We start from the raw sequence: 14,730 nt of genomic DNA on the forward strand, positions 1-14,730 counted from the left end.
TATTCTCTCAACATTCCTTCATTCCTTTTTGCAAGAATCGTTTTAAATATTTCTCAATAAAGCTTTCTCTTTACAAAAAAAGCTGCGTATAAAAGGTTTCTTTAATAACCTTTTATACGCAGCTTCTTTGTTTAAAACTCGATGATGTACTCATCATCATATTTATCGTATTGCAAACCAGCTCCTATTTTCAATTCTGTAACTTTATCTCTTAGAAATGGTGCATCTTCTATTTTACTAGTTGCAATTTCAATTCCGTATTTCTTTGTTAAATGCGCTAACTCTATTAAAAACCATTCTCTTCGCAACGCGACTGGAATATCATACGTCCGTCTTTTCATATATACTAGCACCTCATATTTTTTCATTATTAAAAAAGTACCACTTCTACTTTCGATACACTTTTTAAAACTATCGTTTCTCATCAAAGGCCAATGAAACATTATAGTATATGCATGTCTGTTTTAAACGTGCTATGGCAAAAATAATATTAAAAAACTGAAAACAGCTCATTTAGTTTACATAAAAAAATTATGTAATAGTAAAAGGATAAGGCTTGTCCCCCCATCCTTTTACTATCAAAAGCTAGATTAAGAACATCTTGGTACACCTAAAGCTAAGAATAAACCTGCTACTCCTGCTGTAATTGGCACTTTCAACGTAATAACATCATCTACTTTTGTTACTAAAAAGTAAGCATTCCCTTCTTGTAACACGCAATTCACTAATAATTGAAATTCCATTCAAATCTCCTCCTTTCAATCGATATACTATAATTTATGAAATCTCTTTCAAAAAGTAATAGTAAATATATCTATTTTTCCTTATATACAAAATAAATGTTTATATATCCATTAAAAATAGTAATTTTCTAAATTAATATAAAACGTGTAATATCCAATAAATCCCTATATAATCTATAGAGAAAATCTTACAAATGGAGGTATAAAAATGGCGATTTTGAGTAATATTGGTGCAGCTTTATTTTTTATAGCTTTTATTCTTTTAATACTATGTATTATTTCATTCTTTAAGAAAACTGGAAAAACAAAACAATATGGTCGTCCTACTGTTATTCTTTTTATGATTTCAATTCTCTTAATAGAAATGGGCACTACAAAATCTGAACACCCAGTCATCGATTTTTTTGCTACTTTAAGTTTAATTTTATTTATTTTTTTCCTTGTTCTAGCAATCTTATCCGTAATTAAAAAGACAGGTGTAGCAAAAAAACAATTTATTATCACAGCTATTTTATTTGTCATTTTTGTTGCGCTATCAGGTATTTCAAGTCCTTCTTCTGAAAAAACGACAGCAACGAATAAACAAGTTGCTTCTAATAGTGAAGAGAAAAAAGATGACGAAAAGAAAAAGGAATTAGAAAAGAAAGAATCGGACGAAAAGACTCGTAAGCAAGAAGATGAGAAACGCCAAGCTGAGGAACTAGCTCGTAAGCAAGAAGATGAGAAACGTCAAGCTGAGGAACTAGCTCGTAAGCAAGAGGATGAGAAACGCCAAGCTGAAGAACAAGCCCGTAAACAACAAGAAGAGCAACAGCGTCAAGCTGAAGAACAGGCCCGTAAACAACTAGAAGAACAACAACGCCAAGCTGCTGAGCAAGCTCGTAAACAACAAGAAGAACAACAACGCCAAGCCGCTGAGCAAGCTCGTAAACAGCAAGAAGAGCAACAACGTCAAGCCGCTGAGCAAGCCCGCAAACAACAAGAAGAGCAACAACGTCAAGCCGCTGAACAAGCTCGCGTACAACAGGAACAACAAAAAGCACAGCAAACTCAAACAAAACCTGCTTCAGGAAATACAAGTAACGCATATTACAAAAATTGTGATGCAGTTAGAGCTGCTGGGAAAGCTCCTTTATATAGAGACAAACCAGGTTATAGCTCTAAACTTGATCGTGATGGCGATGGAGTTGCATGTGAAAAATAGTAGTAAAAAAGAAGCTTCTAGTAAGCTTCTTTTTTTATTATCAGAAACTATTGCGACGAATGCCCCTCCTCTTCCTTTTATAAAACTCATTTTATTATTCTCAAATCAGACACATAAAAAGTGATTTCAATCACCACATTATTTTTCATTTATCGCTATTCTTAATTTAGATATTACATTTAAACTTTATGGAGGCATTCATATGGAACATACATTTACTGAAACTTCAATTGTTGGTGAGATTGTTACACAATTCCCAAAAGCTAGTGATCTTTTTAAATCATATAGAATAGATTTTTGCTGTGGTGGTAATAGACCACTGATTGATGCAATTAATGAAAGAAATTTATCGGCTTCTGAGGTAATTACAGAGTTAAATACGCTTTATCATAATACGAAACTATTAAATGAATCTGAAATTGATTGGAAAAATGCTTCTTATCGCGAATTGATTGATTATGTAATTAATAAGCATCATCGCTATTTAAATGAAGAGTTGCCACAGCTAAGTCCATATGTGACGAAAGTGTTACGTGTTCATGGAGCAAATCAACCTCATTTAGCTCAAATTCATAAGCTATTTCATGAACTTAAAATGGAATTAGAACAGCATTTAATTAAAGAAGAAACGGAAGATTTCCCATTAATTTTAGAATTTGAACAAAATCCAACTGATGAAAACTATGAAAAGTTACGCAAAGTAGTAGATGAGTTGGAAAATGAACATAGCCACGCCGGAAATATTATAAAAGAACTTCGTAAGGTGACAAATGACTTTACTCCACCAGAAGGAGCTTGCGGCACTTATCGCCTTGTTTACCAGCGCCTTGAAGCCATTGAATCTGATTTATTTGAGCATATTCATTTAGAAAATAATATTTTATTTCCACGTGCAATTACAAAAGCATAAATAAAGTGCAGGACATGAGTATAAATGCTCATGTCCTGCTTTTTTATTGTATGGAATATATTTATACTTCCCCTCCCCCTCTACCCATATTCCCTTTCGCTTCTCCCTTCACATAAATCCGAATTTTAACAATTTGTGAATCATTATAAAAGTGTGATAAATATCACATCTTCCCCTTTTTTGATTTTCTATAATGAAAATATAATAATTTGTTCAGCATTTCACATAGAAAGGGAAATGAATATGAAAAAACGTTTAGTTATGATCGGAAATGGTATGGCTGGAATACGCTGTATGGAAGAAATATTAAAACATGATAGTGATTCATATGAGATTACTATTTTTGGAGATGAACCACATCCAAACTACAATCGCATTATGCTCTCTCATGTTCTACAAGGCAAAACAAATATGCAAGATATCATTATGAACGAATATAGTTGGTACGAAGAAAACGAAATAACTTTAAATACAAACGAGGGAGTTCAAAGTATTAACCGCGAGGAAAAAGTCATTGTCACAGAAAAAAATCGTACTCTTACATACGACAAACTCATTATCGCAACAGGTTCTAGTGCTTTTATTTTACCAGTTGAAGGTTCCACCCTTCCTGGTGTAACAGGATTTCGAACAATTGAAGATACACAATTTATGATGGATACCGCTAAAGAAAAGAAAAAGGCCGTTGTCATTGGTGGTGGATTACTCGGTTTAGAAGCCGCAAGAGGTCTTATTGACTTAGGAATGGACGTACATGTTGTTCATTTAATGCCTAGCTTAATGGAGCAACAACTAGATACGAAAGCAGCTTCCCTATTGCGTGAAGATTTAGAAGCGCAAGGCATGAAGTTTCTAATGGAAAAGAAAACTGTAAAGATTCTTGGTACAGACCATGTTGAGGGCATTCAATTTGAAGATGGTGAAGTTGTAGACTGTGATTTAATCGTGATGGCTGTTGGAATACGCCCGAATACGCAAATAGCAAAAGATGCTGGTTTACTTGTAAATCGCGGCATTGTAGTTAACGACTATATGCAAACAAATGATGAATCCATTTATGCAGTTGGGGAATGTGCGGAACATGGCGGTATCGCATACGGTCTAGTTGCCCCTCTTTATGAACAAGGCGCAATATTAGCAAAACATATAACGAATTTACAAACGGATGGATATGCGGGCAGCATCGTCGGTACGCAATTAAAAGTTGCAGGTTGTGATTTATTCTCTGCTGGCCAAATTTATGAAGATGATCAAACGAAAGCAATTTCAATCTTTGATGAATGTAATCGTTCCTATAAAAAAGTATTGATTCGTGACAATAAAGTCGTTGGTATCGTTTTATATGGTGACACAGCTGACGGTACACGCCTCTTTAGCATGTTAAAGAAAGAAGAAGATATACAAGAATATACAGCTGCTTCCCTTCTTCACAAAGCTGGTGAAGAAAGCGAACTTGACATTGCTACAATGAGTGCGGATGACACAATTTGTGGATGTAATGGCGTTACGAAAGGTGCAATTGTTCATGCCATTTTAGAACAAGAGTTAACTACTTTTGAAGAAGTTAAAGGATGCACGAAAGCCGCAGGATCTTGTGGTAAATGTCGTCCGCTAGTAGAACAAGTTTTATCTCATACACTTGGAGATGCTTTTGATGCCTCTGCACAATCTGCTGGTATGTGCGGATGTACAGCTTTATCACGTGATGAAGTTGTAGCGGCCATTCACGAGAAAGGTTTAAAATCTCCAAAAGAAGTACGAAATGTTCTTGGTTTTGCCCATGAAGATGGCTGTTCAAAATGTCGTCCTGCTTTAAACTACTATTTACGTATGGCGATTCCAGAAGAATATGCAGACGATAAATCGTCACGTTACGTTAATGAAAGAATGAATGGTAACATCCAGCATGATGGTACATTTTCTGTTATTCCACGTATGTACGGAGGCGTTACAACGGCAGATGATTTAATGAAAATTGCTGAAGTCGCAAAAAAATATGACGTTCCTCTCGTGAAGATTACAGGTGCGAGCCGAATCGGCTTATATGGTGTTAAGAAACAAGATTTACCTAACGTATGGGCTGACTTACATATGACTTCTGGATATGCGTATTCAAAATCGCTTCGTAATGTAAAATCATGTGTCGGTTCTCGCTTCTGTCGTTTCGGTACGAAAGATTCACTAGGACTTGGTATGCTCCTTGAACAGTCATTAGAAATGGTAGATACACCCCATAAAATGAAGATGGGTGTAACGGGCTGTCCGCGTAACTGTGCGGAAGTACTGACGAAAGATTTTGGCGTTGTTTGTGTTGAAAATGGATTCCAACTGTATATCGGCGGAAATGGTGGTACAGAAGTACGCGAAGCTGATTTTGTAATGATCGTCCCTACTGAAGAAGATGTCCTTCGCATCGCTACAGCTTACATGCAATATTACCGTGAAACTGGTATTTACGGGGAACGTACTGCTTACTGGACAGAACGACTAGGCTTCGATCACATAAAAGAAATACTACAAGATACAAGTAAGGTCACGATGTTAAATGAGCGTTTCCAAACAGCTCGTAGCACATATACGGAAGCTTGGGGACAAGCACTAGAAACGAAGTCTTTAAAAGCGATGTATGAAGTAGAAACTGTGAAATAAGGAGCTGTGATCTATATGATACAAACGAAAGAAAAAATAAGAGTTATGCGTGCGGAAGACCTTCCTATTCAAATCGGTAAAGAGGTGCAAATAAAAGGTATGTCTATCGCCCTATTCCGCCTTTCAAATGGCGATATTCGAGCTGTAGAAAATCGTTGTCCTCATAAAAACGGACCGTTAGCAGAAGGAATTGTATCTGGAGAATTCGTCTTTTGTCCACTACATGATTGGAAAATTTCATTACTAACAGGTGAAGTTCAAAAACCTGATGACGGCTGTATTCAAACGTATGAAGTAGAAGTTATTGATGGTGACATTTATATATACATGTAATTTACGAAAGGAAGCCTCCTCTGGCTTCCTTTTAAATAAAAATTGATGAGGTGCGATTATGAACGGATATGTATATTTAGTTGGTGCAGGACCAGGTGATGAAGGGCTTATTACAAAGAAAGCGATAGATTGCTTAAAGCGTGCAGATATTGTCTTATATGACCGCTTATTAAATCCTACCTTTCTTAATTATACGAAAGAAACATGCGAACTTATTTATTGCGGAAAAATGCCGAAAAATCATACTATGCGACAAGAAATGATTAACGCCCACCTCCTTCAATTTGCGAAAGAAGGAAAAACCGTTGTCCGCTTAAAAGGCGGCGATCCCTCTATTTTTGGCCGTGTTGGTGAAGAAGCAGAAACTTTAGCAGCAGCGAACATTCCATATGAAATTGTACCAGGTATTACATCTAGTATCGCCGCTAGTAGCTATGCAGGTATCCCCCTCACCCACCGTAATTACAGTAATAGCGTGACTTTACTAACTGGGCATGCAAAAGGTCCTTTAACCGATCATGGAAAATATAATTCATCCCACAATAGCGACACGATCGCCTACTACATGGGTATAAAAAACTTACCTACAATTTGTGAAAGCTTACTACAAGCAGGAAAGAAAACAGATACGCCAGTAGCAGTCATTGAGTGGGGTACAACTGGAAAGCAGCGCGTTGTCACAGGGACACTATCAACAATAGTTCATGTCGTCCAAAACGAAAATATTTCTAACCCTTCTATGACAATTGTTGGTGATGTCGTTTCCTTACGTAATCAAATCGCTTGGAAAGAACGTAAACCATTACATGGTAAAAAAGTTTTATTTGCATCCGCAACAAATAAAACAAGTTTAGCGAAGCAAAAGTTACAAGAAGCCGGTGCAGAAATATATCAAATTCCAACTTTCAAAAAGAAAGAATACACATTAACCCCTGAACAAATCAATGAAATTTTTAACGTTAAGCGTATTGTATTTTGTTCAGCTGAAAGTGTAGAAATATTGATGCGATTAAGTAGTAAACACCAGAAAGATATTCGTTCCTTACAGGCGAAGCTGCAGTATATGAACGTTGCCACTCAAGAAAAACTGATGCAATATGGGCTACTAAGTAAACAAGCAGAGTTCGCTTCCGATACAACTGTTTATTTAGGAAGAAATATTAATCGGATTGCTTTTATTCAAGAGAAAATTGGTGCCGGGTCATATATGATGACTCATGAGTATACAATTGATCATCGTTTCGATGAAATTCATTCTCGTATGCTTTCTGAATTCTCATGGGATAGCATTGTGTTTGACGGCCGTGCTTCAATTGATACGTTTCTATCAGAAGTAAAACGCCTTGGCTTTATCGATATCCTTACTCTTCCCTTCTCGTATACCGACGTTCCAACTTTACACTATGCGAATAAAGTTGGGTTTCATAATGTAGATGAGCAATTACAAGACATTATTATGAAGAAAGATTTGGTGGTATGATGAAAGGAATTGTATATGTTGGACACGGTAGTCGCCTGCAAGAAGGTAACGAACAATTCATTCACTTTATTCAATCTGTTATGAAAGAACGTAACGAACGGATTCAAAAAATAGCTTTTCTAGAGCTAACAACACCTACCATTTCTGATGCAGTTACAGAAACGATACTAGAGGGCGCAACTGAAATAATGATTGTACCTGTTTTACTATTTGCGGCAGCTCATTATAAACGTGATATTCCTTTTGAAATAGAGCAACTACAAAAGAAATATCCACATATAACATTTTCAGTTGTACCACCTTTTAGTACGCATCCACATATGGTTGAACTTGTAGTAAAAAGAATACGTGAAACTATGCCAATGCAAGGTAGTAGCGTTTTACTCGTAGGACGAGGTAGTAGTGATCCACGGCCTATTTATGAGTTACAACAAATCGGAGCAGCTGTTGAACAAAAACTCGGTATGTCAGTATCGTGCTCCTTTTTAACGAAAGGAACTCCCTCTTTTACCGCTGAGCTCAAGACTATAACATCGACTGCGTCCCATGTATATGTCATGCCGTATCTTCTCTTTACCGGATTGTTGCTTCAAAAAATTAAGTTGCATACAAAAAAATATGATCACGTTACGACTTGCAACTGTCTTCAGTTTGATACATATATGAAGTTAACGTTATTAGAACGAATGGAGGAATGTGTGTATGTATAACATGTACCCTCTTATGTTTAATTTAGATAGAAAAGTGGTTGTTATAGTTGGTGGTGGTAAAATTGCATATCGGAAAGCGTCTGGATTAAAAGATACAGGCGCTTTTGTCACCGTTATCAGCCCAGAAATTTGCGAGGAAATGACGGAACTTCCTTATATTACTTGGAAGCAAAAAACTTTTAGTAATGATGATATTAAAGATGCTCACCTTATTTATGCAGCTACAAATCAACATGCTGTAAATATGATGGTCAAACAGGCTGCTCATGATTTCCAATGGGTTAACGTTGTCAGTGATGGTACAGAATCATCGTTTCACACACCTGGTGTCATCCGAAATGATGATTCTGTTGTCACTATTTCTACTTCAGGTAAAGATCCATCGTTTACAAAGCGTATGAAGCAGGAACTAACATCTATACTTCCTAAGCTTATAAAAAAGCTTTCTCGTACACATAAATCGTAATCTATCACTTAATTAAAATAGTAATTAACTTTGGACAAACGTTTTTTAGAAGCGTTTGTTCTTTTTGTTTTGGTTCCTTTTTTGAATTAAACCGCTTGATTATCAGGCATGGTACAATTGTAAACGACACCTAATATATCAAAGACTGTTTTCTTCTCATATCGATGGGATTTCTGTCCATCATTTACCGCCTCAAATCTATTCGTTTTTGCACGTATATTCAAAACAAAATATATGACAAATAAATAACGACAGTTACTGTAATAATGCTGAAAAGTGTTGAAAATAAAACGATTTGTGCATGTAATTCAGGCTCTATTTGATACTCCATAGCAATGGTTGATGTATTTCTTGAAGTAGGAAAAGAACTTGCAATAAATAATGATTGTGCAACAATACCATCAATGTTTAGTAGGTATATCATGGCAAGTGCTAATAATGGTCCCATTAATAATCTTCCAATTAAAGCCCATGTTATGACTCGATGGAAAAAATTAAGCTTAATGTTGGATAATTGCGCTCCTAGCAATATGAGTGCTATTGCAACAAAACTATTCGCAAGCTGATTAAGAGGTAGAAAGATAGAATTAGGTATTTGAATTGTAAAAGATTGAAAGAGAACCCCTAATATGAGTGCATGAAATACAGGCAGTCTTAGAAATGATTGAATAATACTTCCGATTGTTTTTGTTGCTGATAGTAAGTTATATATCCCATATGAATAAGTTAAAAGATTCTGGAAAATCACAATGAAAATCTGAATGGAAACCCCCACTGGATTGTGACTGAAAATCAATTGACTTACTGGTAATCCATAATTACCGGAATTCATTAACGAAATGCTATTTTTTAGAGCTGCACTTTCTCCTTTTTCTAACTTTAATGTTTTTGAAATGAAATGACTTACTATCATCACACTCAGACTGTAAAGCATTAAATAGTATATTATCTGGAGCAACAAACCTGTTTCTATACTAATATCATATATATTCACAAATACAGCCGCTGGCATCAAGCAATAAGTAATAAGTGTAGATAGCTGCTTTAAGTTAAATTGGAACTTTCTTTGTAAGATTGCACCAATTAGCATCAATATTAATATTGGTAATATTACGTCTAATATAATAAAAACAAACATTTAAAACCTCATTCTAAATATATTTTAGTTGGATTAAACGCTTTACTAAATATGGACACATTTAATTCAAATGTAGACCCTGACGCTACCCAAAATACCATTTAAAAGCATTCGTATACAGGATGTTATCGGTAGCTTGTTCATCAAATAGCTGTTGAATCAATTTGATATCTCCATACTCAAAAGGTCTTTTTGCTCTTGTAGATGGTAAATCTGTTCCAAACATAAGTGCATCTGGGTTAACTTCATAAATCGACTTTAAGGCATTCTCAACATCTAATTCGACACGACCAAAACCAGTAGCTTTCACATGTACCCCTTTATCAACTAGTTTTAATAAATGTGGTAAACCTTCTTCTGATAACCCTAAATGGTCAATTGATATAGCTGGTAATTTTTCTATAGTGGATGCAATTTCGGGCAACTCTTTTGCATCCATATAAAGCTCACTATGCCATCCTACTAAATCATGAACTCTTCTAGCAAAGTAATCCAGCTTCGATAAATCTTCTGAACCACCTCTTTTAATATTAAAGCGTAATGCTTTTATCCCATTTTCATTTAAATTTAGTATTTCTTCATCCGTCACTGTAAAAGGTAATTGTGTTACGCCACAAAATGTTGAACCCAACTGTTTTAGTGCCTTTAATAAATATTCTTGATCAAACCCTTGGAAAGAACCAGATACGATCGCTCCACCAATTACATTCAAATTAGGAGATTCATTCTGATAATCTTCTACAACAAAGTTGGGTGGAAAATACCCTTGGTTCTCAATAATCGGAAAATTAAAATCAATAATATGAAAATGTGCATCAAAAATTCTCATTTCATTTCCCTCCCCTCTCTTTTCTTTAACATATCAAATATGACTCATAAAGAAAATTATGGATTATTTATACAAATTCATAATTTTATCTTATCGACCTAAACTTTATTCTTTATTTTAAGTGTACTTTTTCACAATATCCATTAGCCTTTCCAAAAAATCTGGCCCTAAAAAAATATGAAGTTTTTTCTTGTTATAAATACCGTCATATATTTTTAAAATTTCGGGATATTTCTATATATTTATATTAATTTTTATATATAAATATATAGTTTTTAGAAAGGAGCGACTATTTATCGATTCGTTAGCGATCAATAGTCATCGTTCCATTCAAAAGTTATTATTTTCGTTCTCGATATATTCCGAATGTTTTATGAGGATTTTTCGTTTGTTCATTTCAGTTTTTTAACAATCGTACTGTTGCTTTTACTTTGGAAACTTTCAATAGACAAAAAACAGAGTTCTCGATTGTGGAATTAGATTTAAGTTCATACATTTATCCCTTAATTTCTTTATCTGTAGGCAAAACAATTGCAGCTATTATATAAAGTAACACTGTTAATCCACTAGTAAAAAAGGCTGATAATGCCGTTACTATTCGAAGGATACTAACATCAATTCCATACTTATCGCTTAAGCCACCTAATACACCTGATACTTGTTTATCTTGAGTGGACTTATATAATTTTTTCATCTAAACACCCCAATCCAATTAAATATTTGTATGCTAAAAATTAGTTCGAACATTGGAAGAAATTTAAGATTTCTTTAACTAACCTGCCCTTTAATTGAATAACATCTGCTGTCTATATTTTAACATAAAATCCCATAAACCTTCTGTTTTTCATTTTAAAACCACATTATTTTAGAAAACAAGCGTTTGGTAAGATCGCAATACAACGTGGCGAATCCTATTACTAAAAGAACCATCCCATAATACTTTGGGACGGTTCTTTTTTCTTATTAATGATTCTTTAACATCACTAACAGCTTCTCTTGGCTATACATCCACACTGTAATGATTAAACAAGCAAGTGCAACCTCTGATAATGCCATAAATCCAATTGCATAATGACCTGTTAGTTGGAATAGTAACGTTAAAATTAATGGTGGGAAGAATCCTCCTAGTCCACCTAAAGCTGACACAACCCCATTTACTATCCCTGCTTGTTCAGAGAAATACATTGGAACAAGCTTAAAGATTGTTCCATTTCCAATACCTGCACAGAATGCAACTAGTAAGCAACCAAACGTATACACGTTCATGCTAGGCATGAATGATAAAATAATACCAGACAGTGTTAAACCGATAAATACGAAGATTAATATTTTAAATGGATTAAACTTATCCCCGAGCCAGCCACCAATTGGGCGCATCATTGTTGCTAATACGATGAATCCAGCTGTCCGCATGCCTGCATCTACTTTCTCTAATCCGAAGTGAGATACTAAAAAGTTTGGTAAATATACTGTAAATGCAACAAATGATCCAAATGTTAAAAAGTAAAAGATACATAGAAACCATAATTTTTCATTTTTATATACACCTTTTATTTGTTCCATTAATGGTGTATTCACCTTTTTTTCCTTACGATCGCCTAATAAAAAGTTCATAAGTGCAAATGCTGCAAGTAAAACTAAATAACACTGTACTGTCGTTCTCCAGCCAACTGATGTCGCAATGACAGGTGCTAAAAATGAAGTAATTGCTGTTCCAGCGTTACCCACACCGTAAATACCATTTACAAAACCGTGACTCTCTTTCGGGAAGTATTTCGGTAGAGAAGTTACTCCTACAGAGAATACCGCACCACCGATCCCTACAAATAATCCACCAATAATTAAATCCATCATAGAATTGGCAACACTAATGTAAAAAACAGGGAATAATAAAAGTATAAAACTAATAAAGAACAATTTTCTTGCTCCGTAACGATTCGTCCAATAACCAATTGGAATGCGAAGAATAGAACCTAAAATAACCGGTACTGCTGTGACCATAGAGATTTGTCCCGCAGTTAATGGAATATCCGCTTTAATATAAGGCATTAATGATGATAAAATGACCCATACCATAAAACCGATAACTAGATTAGAAGTTTGTAAACTTAATTGAAAATTAGGACTTTTCATCCTGTTCCCTCCTATGTATGCATAGTTATATTCATTCTCTCCAGCCTAATCACGTCCTAACATGATTAGGCTGAAAAGAATCAACCACCACTTACTGGCGGAATCATTGCTACAATATCGCCAGTTTGAATGATGTCATCTTCATTTGCATACTCTTCATTTATGGCGACCATAACCTCATTTGAAATTGCTACGTTATATTCCTTAACCAGAACTTCCTTTAGTTCAGCAACCGTAATATTTTCACACTCTATGTGCAAGGCAGGTTTGCTTACTTCTTCTTGCAAATGTGCAAATAATAGTACTTCAATCATGTTCTCATCTCCCTTTCAGGCTCACCATTTGCATATGCTATTTTCTCTAACTGATCACCTATCCATGACTCACCATCTTCCCAAAACTCTTTCTTCCAAATCGGAACAACTTGTTTTATGCGTTCCATAATATATTCATTCGCTTCATAAGCTGCTTTCCGATGTGGCGTAGAAACGGCGACAACAACAGCAAGATCAGAAATTTGTAATGTACCAATGCGATGTGTAATTGCCACATATGTCCCAGGCCATTTCTCTTCTACTTCGGTTCCAATCTTCTCAAGTTGTTTTTCCGCCATCGTCTTATAAGCTACATACTCTAAATATAGCGTACGACGTCCTTTCGTAAATTCTCTAACAGTACCAATAAAAGTAGTAACAGCACCACATTCACGCCGAATTACTTTACTTGTAACACCTTCAATTGAAATAGGTGTATCAATTACTTCATAATACGTATGTGTCATTTTGCACCTCTTATCTTTGTATAAGTTAGCAATCTATTTTTATATTATTTGTATGATCGAAGTGGTTCTTTCCACGGCCACTCACTTCCTATATTCGATTCCAATAATAATACCGAAACAATTATTCCTGCTTCAAATCCTCTCGTTCCTCCCGGCAGGACGATACATGCATTCGCCTCTGCAAGTGAAGAAATTGCACTAGATTTATCTAAACCAACTGGAGTAACTTGCAATTGGCCATCTACAATTTCCACTCTCCCTCTTACAAAACGAGTAAATGGGTTTGCTTTTGGAAAATCTTTCTGTAAAATCGCTTCTGCACGATATACATGCGGATCTTTTCTATGCAAATATGTTCGAATAACTGGTCTAACATATAATTCACATCCGACATAACAAGCAGAAGGATTACCAGATAGACCGAATAATAGTTTTCCTTCTAGCTCAGCTACAGTAGTCACGCTTCCTGGTCGCATCGCTATTTTGTTGAAAAGTACATTAGCTTGTAATCTCTCATAAATAGCAGGTAAATAGTCATAGTCTCCTACTGAAACACCACCAGTTGTAATTACAATATCTACCTCTTTCATCGCTTTTTTTACAGTGTTATAACACGTCTCTAATTCATCAACGAACTGTCCATAATACCTTACAATTCCGCCCGCTCGTTCAACTTGAGCAGCTATCATATAGGAGTTACTATTTCGAATCTTCCCTTCTTTCAGTTGTTCATGTACTTCCAGCAGTTCACTTCCTGTCGTTATAATCCCAATAACTGGCTGCCTTACAACATGTACGGAACTATAACCAAACGTAGCAAGAAGCGCCGCTACTCCAGGGTTAATAGAAGTCCCTTTTTTCACAAGTATGGCATTTTGTTTTACATCTTCTCCTTGAAAAGAAATGTTATCACCAGCAGCGAAAGAGCGTTTTAATGTCATATACGTCTTTTCGTTTTCTTCAAACCCTTCCGTTAGCTCTAACATAACAACAGCATTACACCCCGCGGGAATTGCGGCTCCTGTCATAATACGTACAGCTTGAAATGCTTTCACCTCTTCTCTAAAAACAGAACCTGCCCCGATCTCACCAATCACTTCAAACTGAATGGGGTTATTGCTACTTGCTTCTTTTGTATCTTCCGCTCGAATTGCAAATCCGTCGTACGGAGAGCGATCGAAATGCGGGACATCATGATCTGCAATAACATCTTCTCCAAGCGTTCTACCGTAGCTGTCTATAAGGGAAACCTTTTCTATTTCACCTTGATGAGCATACTCCATTACGCGTGCAACTGCTTCTGCTACTGGAATTGGTTTACGTTTTTCTAGCATTCTTTTTTCACCTCGTTTTG

16 protein-coding genes are annotated in these 14,730 nt (G+C 35.5%); 7 read left to right on the plus strand and 9 right to left on the minus strand.

Annotated features, from left to right (window positions below; all coding sequences use genetic code 11):
• Positions 1-131 precede the first annotated feature (131 nt).
• Together Q3V31_RS00715 and exsG are read right to left on the minus strand one after the other, a co-directional pair.
• Positions 132-341, minus strand: coding sequence for a hypothetical protein (locus Q3V31_RS00715; RefSeq protein ID WP_000830289.1), 210 nt, complete (start codon positions 339-341; stop codon positions 132-134).
• A 249-nt stretch (positions 342-590) separates the two neighbouring features.
• The gene (gene exsG / locus Q3V31_RS00720; protein ID WP_000395676.1) at positions 591-743 is read right to left on the minus strand and encodes an exosporium protein ExsG; all 153 of its coding nucleotides are present in this window, start codon (positions 741-743) and stop codon (positions 591-593) included.
• A gap of 208 nt (positions 744-951) precedes the next feature.
• On the opposite strand from exsG, the gene Q3V31_RS00725 reads away from it, so the two are divergent.
• The 7 genes from Q3V31_RS00725 to Q3V31_RS00755 all read left to right on the plus strand — a co-directional run bounded on the left by Q3V31_RS00725 (position 952) and on the right by Q3V31_RS00755 (position 8,495).
• A complete protein-coding gene (locus Q3V31_RS00725; protein WP_329761807.1) occupies positions 952-1,947 on the plus strand; it encodes an excalibur calcium-binding domain-containing protein in 996 nt (331 codons plus the stop codon).
• A 202-nt stretch (positions 1,948-2,149) separates the two neighbouring features.
• Positions 2,150-2,857, plus strand: a complete 708-nt coding sequence (ric, locus tag Q3V31_RS00730; protein WP_000401370.1) for an iron-sulfur cluster repair di-iron protein — start codon at positions 2,150-2,152, stop codon at positions 2,855-2,857.
• 243 nt (positions 2,858-3,100) lie between these two features.
• Positions 3,101-5,506: an NADPH-nitrite reductase large subunit gene (gene nirB / locus Q3V31_RS00735; protein ID WP_016129260.1), complete on the plus strand. Its 2,406-nt coding sequence runs from the start codon at positions 3,101-3,103 to the stop codon at positions 5,504-5,506.
• Between the two features lie 15 nt (positions 5,507-5,521).
• The gene (gene nirD, locus Q3V31_RS00740; RefSeq protein ID WP_000616698.1) at positions 5,522-5,839 is read left to right on the plus strand and encodes a nitrite reductase small subunit NirD; all 318 of its coding nucleotides are present in this window, start codon (positions 5,522-5,524) and stop codon (positions 5,837-5,839) included.
• Between the two features lie 58 nt (positions 5,840-5,897).
• A complete protein-coding gene (locus Q3V31_RS00745; protein WP_088007941.1) occupies positions 5,898-7,319 on the plus strand; it encodes a uroporphyrin-III C-methyltransferase in 1,422 nt (473 codons plus the stop codon).
• Entirely contained in the window at positions 7,319-8,029 is a 711-nt protein-coding gene (locus tag Q3V31_RS00750) for a sirohydrochlorin chelatase (RefSeq protein ID WP_071733992.1), read from the plus strand. The genes Q3V31_RS00745 and Q3V31_RS00750 overlap by 1 nt, the downstream gene beginning before the upstream one ends.
• Positions 8,022-8,495, plus strand: coding sequence for a precorrin-2 dehydrogenase (locus Q3V31_RS00755; RefSeq protein WP_071733989.1), 474 nt, complete (start codon positions 8,022-8,024; stop codon positions 8,493-8,495). Before Q3V31_RS00750 ends, Q3V31_RS00755 begins: the two co-directional genes overlap by 8 nt.
• A 220-nt stretch (positions 8,496-8,715) precedes the next feature.
• On the opposite strand, the gene Q3V31_RS00760 is transcribed toward Q3V31_RS00755, so the two are convergent.
• The 7 genes from Q3V31_RS00760 to Q3V31_RS00790 all read right to left on the minus strand — a co-directional run bounded on the left by Q3V31_RS00760 (position 8,716) and on the right by Q3V31_RS00790 (position 14,710).
• Positions 8,716-9,633, minus strand: coding sequence for an AEC family transporter (locus Q3V31_RS00760; protein ID WP_000497512.1), 918 nt, complete (start codon positions 9,631-9,633; stop codon positions 8,716-8,718).
• Between the two features lie 85 nt (positions 9,634-9,718).
• Positions 9,719-10,462, minus strand: a complete 744-nt coding sequence (locus tag Q3V31_RS00765; protein ID WP_001217838.1) for an amidohydrolase family protein — start codon at positions 10,460-10,462, stop codon at positions 9,719-9,721.
• Positions 10,463-10,958: 496 nt separating this feature from the next.
• Entirely contained in the window at positions 10,959-11,156 is a 198-nt protein-coding gene (locus tag Q3V31_RS00770; RefSeq protein WP_000737855.1) for a PspC domain-containing protein, read from the minus strand.
• 269 nt (positions 11,157-11,425) lie between these two features.
• Positions 11,426-12,595 carry a nitrate transporter NarK gene (narK, locus tag Q3V31_RS00775; protein WP_000841862.1) on the minus strand — a complete coding sequence of 390 codons (1,170 nt, stop codon included), beginning with the start codon at positions 12,593-12,595 and terminating at the stop codon, positions 11,426-11,428.
• Positions 12,596-12,675: 80 nt separating this feature from the next.
• A complete protein-coding gene (gene moaD / locus Q3V31_RS00780; RefSeq protein ID WP_000573679.1) occupies positions 12,676-12,909 on the minus strand; it encodes a molybdopterin converting factor subunit 1 in 234 nt (77 codons plus the stop codon).
• Complete coding sequence (locus Q3V31_RS00785; protein ID WP_000149981.1) at positions 12,906-13,376, minus strand: molybdenum cofactor biosynthesis protein MoaE; 471 nt, start codon at positions 13,374-13,376, stop codon at positions 12,906-12,908. Before Q3V31_RS00785 ends, moaD begins: the two co-directional genes overlap by 4 nt.
• 44 nt (positions 13,377-13,420) lie before the next feature.
• The gene (locus tag Q3V31_RS00790; RefSeq protein ID WP_090813224.1) at positions 13,421-14,710 is read right to left on the minus strand and encodes a molybdopterin molybdotransferase MoeA; all 1,290 of its coding nucleotides are present in this window, start codon (positions 14,708-14,710) and stop codon (positions 13,421-13,423) included.
• Positions 14,711-14,730 lie beyond the last annotated feature (20 nt).

The sequence above is a fragment of the Bacillus nitratireducens genome (assembly GCF_036320425.1).
In the GTDB taxonomy this organism is placed as follows: domain Bacteria; phylum Bacillota; class Bacilli; order Bacillales; family Bacillaceae_G; genus Bacillus_A; species Bacillus_A nitratireducens.

Excerpts from the sequence above, each read along its gene's own strand:
- Q3V31_RS00715 (WP_000830289.1), bottom strand. The coding sequence starts at position 341 with ATGAAAAGACGGACGTATGATATTCCAGTCGCGTTGCGAAGAGAATGG.
- exsG (WP_000395676.1), bottom strand. The coding sequence starts at position 743 with ATGGAATTTCAATTATTAGTGAATTGCGTGTTACAAGAAGGGAATGCT.
- Q3V31_RS00725 (WP_329761807.1), top strand. The coding sequence starts at position 952 with ATGGCGATTTTGAGTAATATTGGTGCAGCTTTATTTTTTATAGCTTTT.
- ric (WP_000401370.1), top strand. The coding sequence starts at position 2,150 with ATGGAACATACATTTACTGAAACTTCAATTGTTGGTGAGATTGTTACA.
- nirB (WP_016129260.1), top strand. The coding sequence starts at position 3,101 with ATGAAAAAACGTTTAGTTATGATCGGAAATGGTATGGCTGGAATACGC.
- nirD (WP_000616698.1), top strand. The coding sequence starts at position 5,522 with ATGATACAAACGAAAGAAAAAATAAGAGTTATGCGTGCGGAAGACCTT.
- Q3V31_RS00745 (WP_088007941.1), top strand. The coding sequence starts at position 5,898 with ATGAACGGATATGTATATTTAGTTGGTGCAGGACCAGGTGATGAAGGG.
- Q3V31_RS00750 (WP_071733992.1), top strand. The coding sequence starts at position 7,319 with ATGAAAGGAATTGTATATGTTGGACACGGTAGTCGCCTGCAAGAAGGT.
- Q3V31_RS00755 (WP_071733989.1), top strand. The coding sequence starts at position 8,022 with ATGTATAACATGTACCCTCTTATGTTTAATTTAGATAGAAAAGTGGTT.
- Q3V31_RS00760 (WP_000497512.1), bottom strand. The coding sequence starts at position 9,633 with ATGTTTGTTTTTATTATATTAGACGTAATATTACCAATATTAATATTG.
- Q3V31_RS00765 (WP_001217838.1), bottom strand. The coding sequence starts at position 10,462 with ATGAGAATTTTTGATGCACATTTTCATATTATTGATTTTAATTTTCCG.
- Q3V31_RS00770 (WP_000737855.1), bottom strand. The coding sequence starts at position 11,156 with ATGAAAAAATTATATAAGTCCACTCAAGATAAACAAGTATCAGGTGTA.
- narK (WP_000841862.1), bottom strand. The coding sequence starts at position 12,595 with ATGAAAAGTCCTAATTTTCAATTAAGTTTACAAACTTCTAATCTAGTT.
- moaD (WP_000573679.1), bottom strand. The coding sequence starts at position 12,909 with ATGATTGAAGTACTATTATTTGCACATTTGCAAGAAGAAGTAAGCAAA.
- Q3V31_RS00785 (WP_000149981.1), bottom strand. The coding sequence starts at position 13,376 with ATGACACATACGTATTATGAAGTAATTGATACACCTATTTCAATTGAA.
- Q3V31_RS00790 (WP_090813224.1), bottom strand. The coding sequence starts at position 14,710 with ATGCTAGAAAAACGTAAACCAATTCCAGTAGCAGAAGCAGTTGCACGC.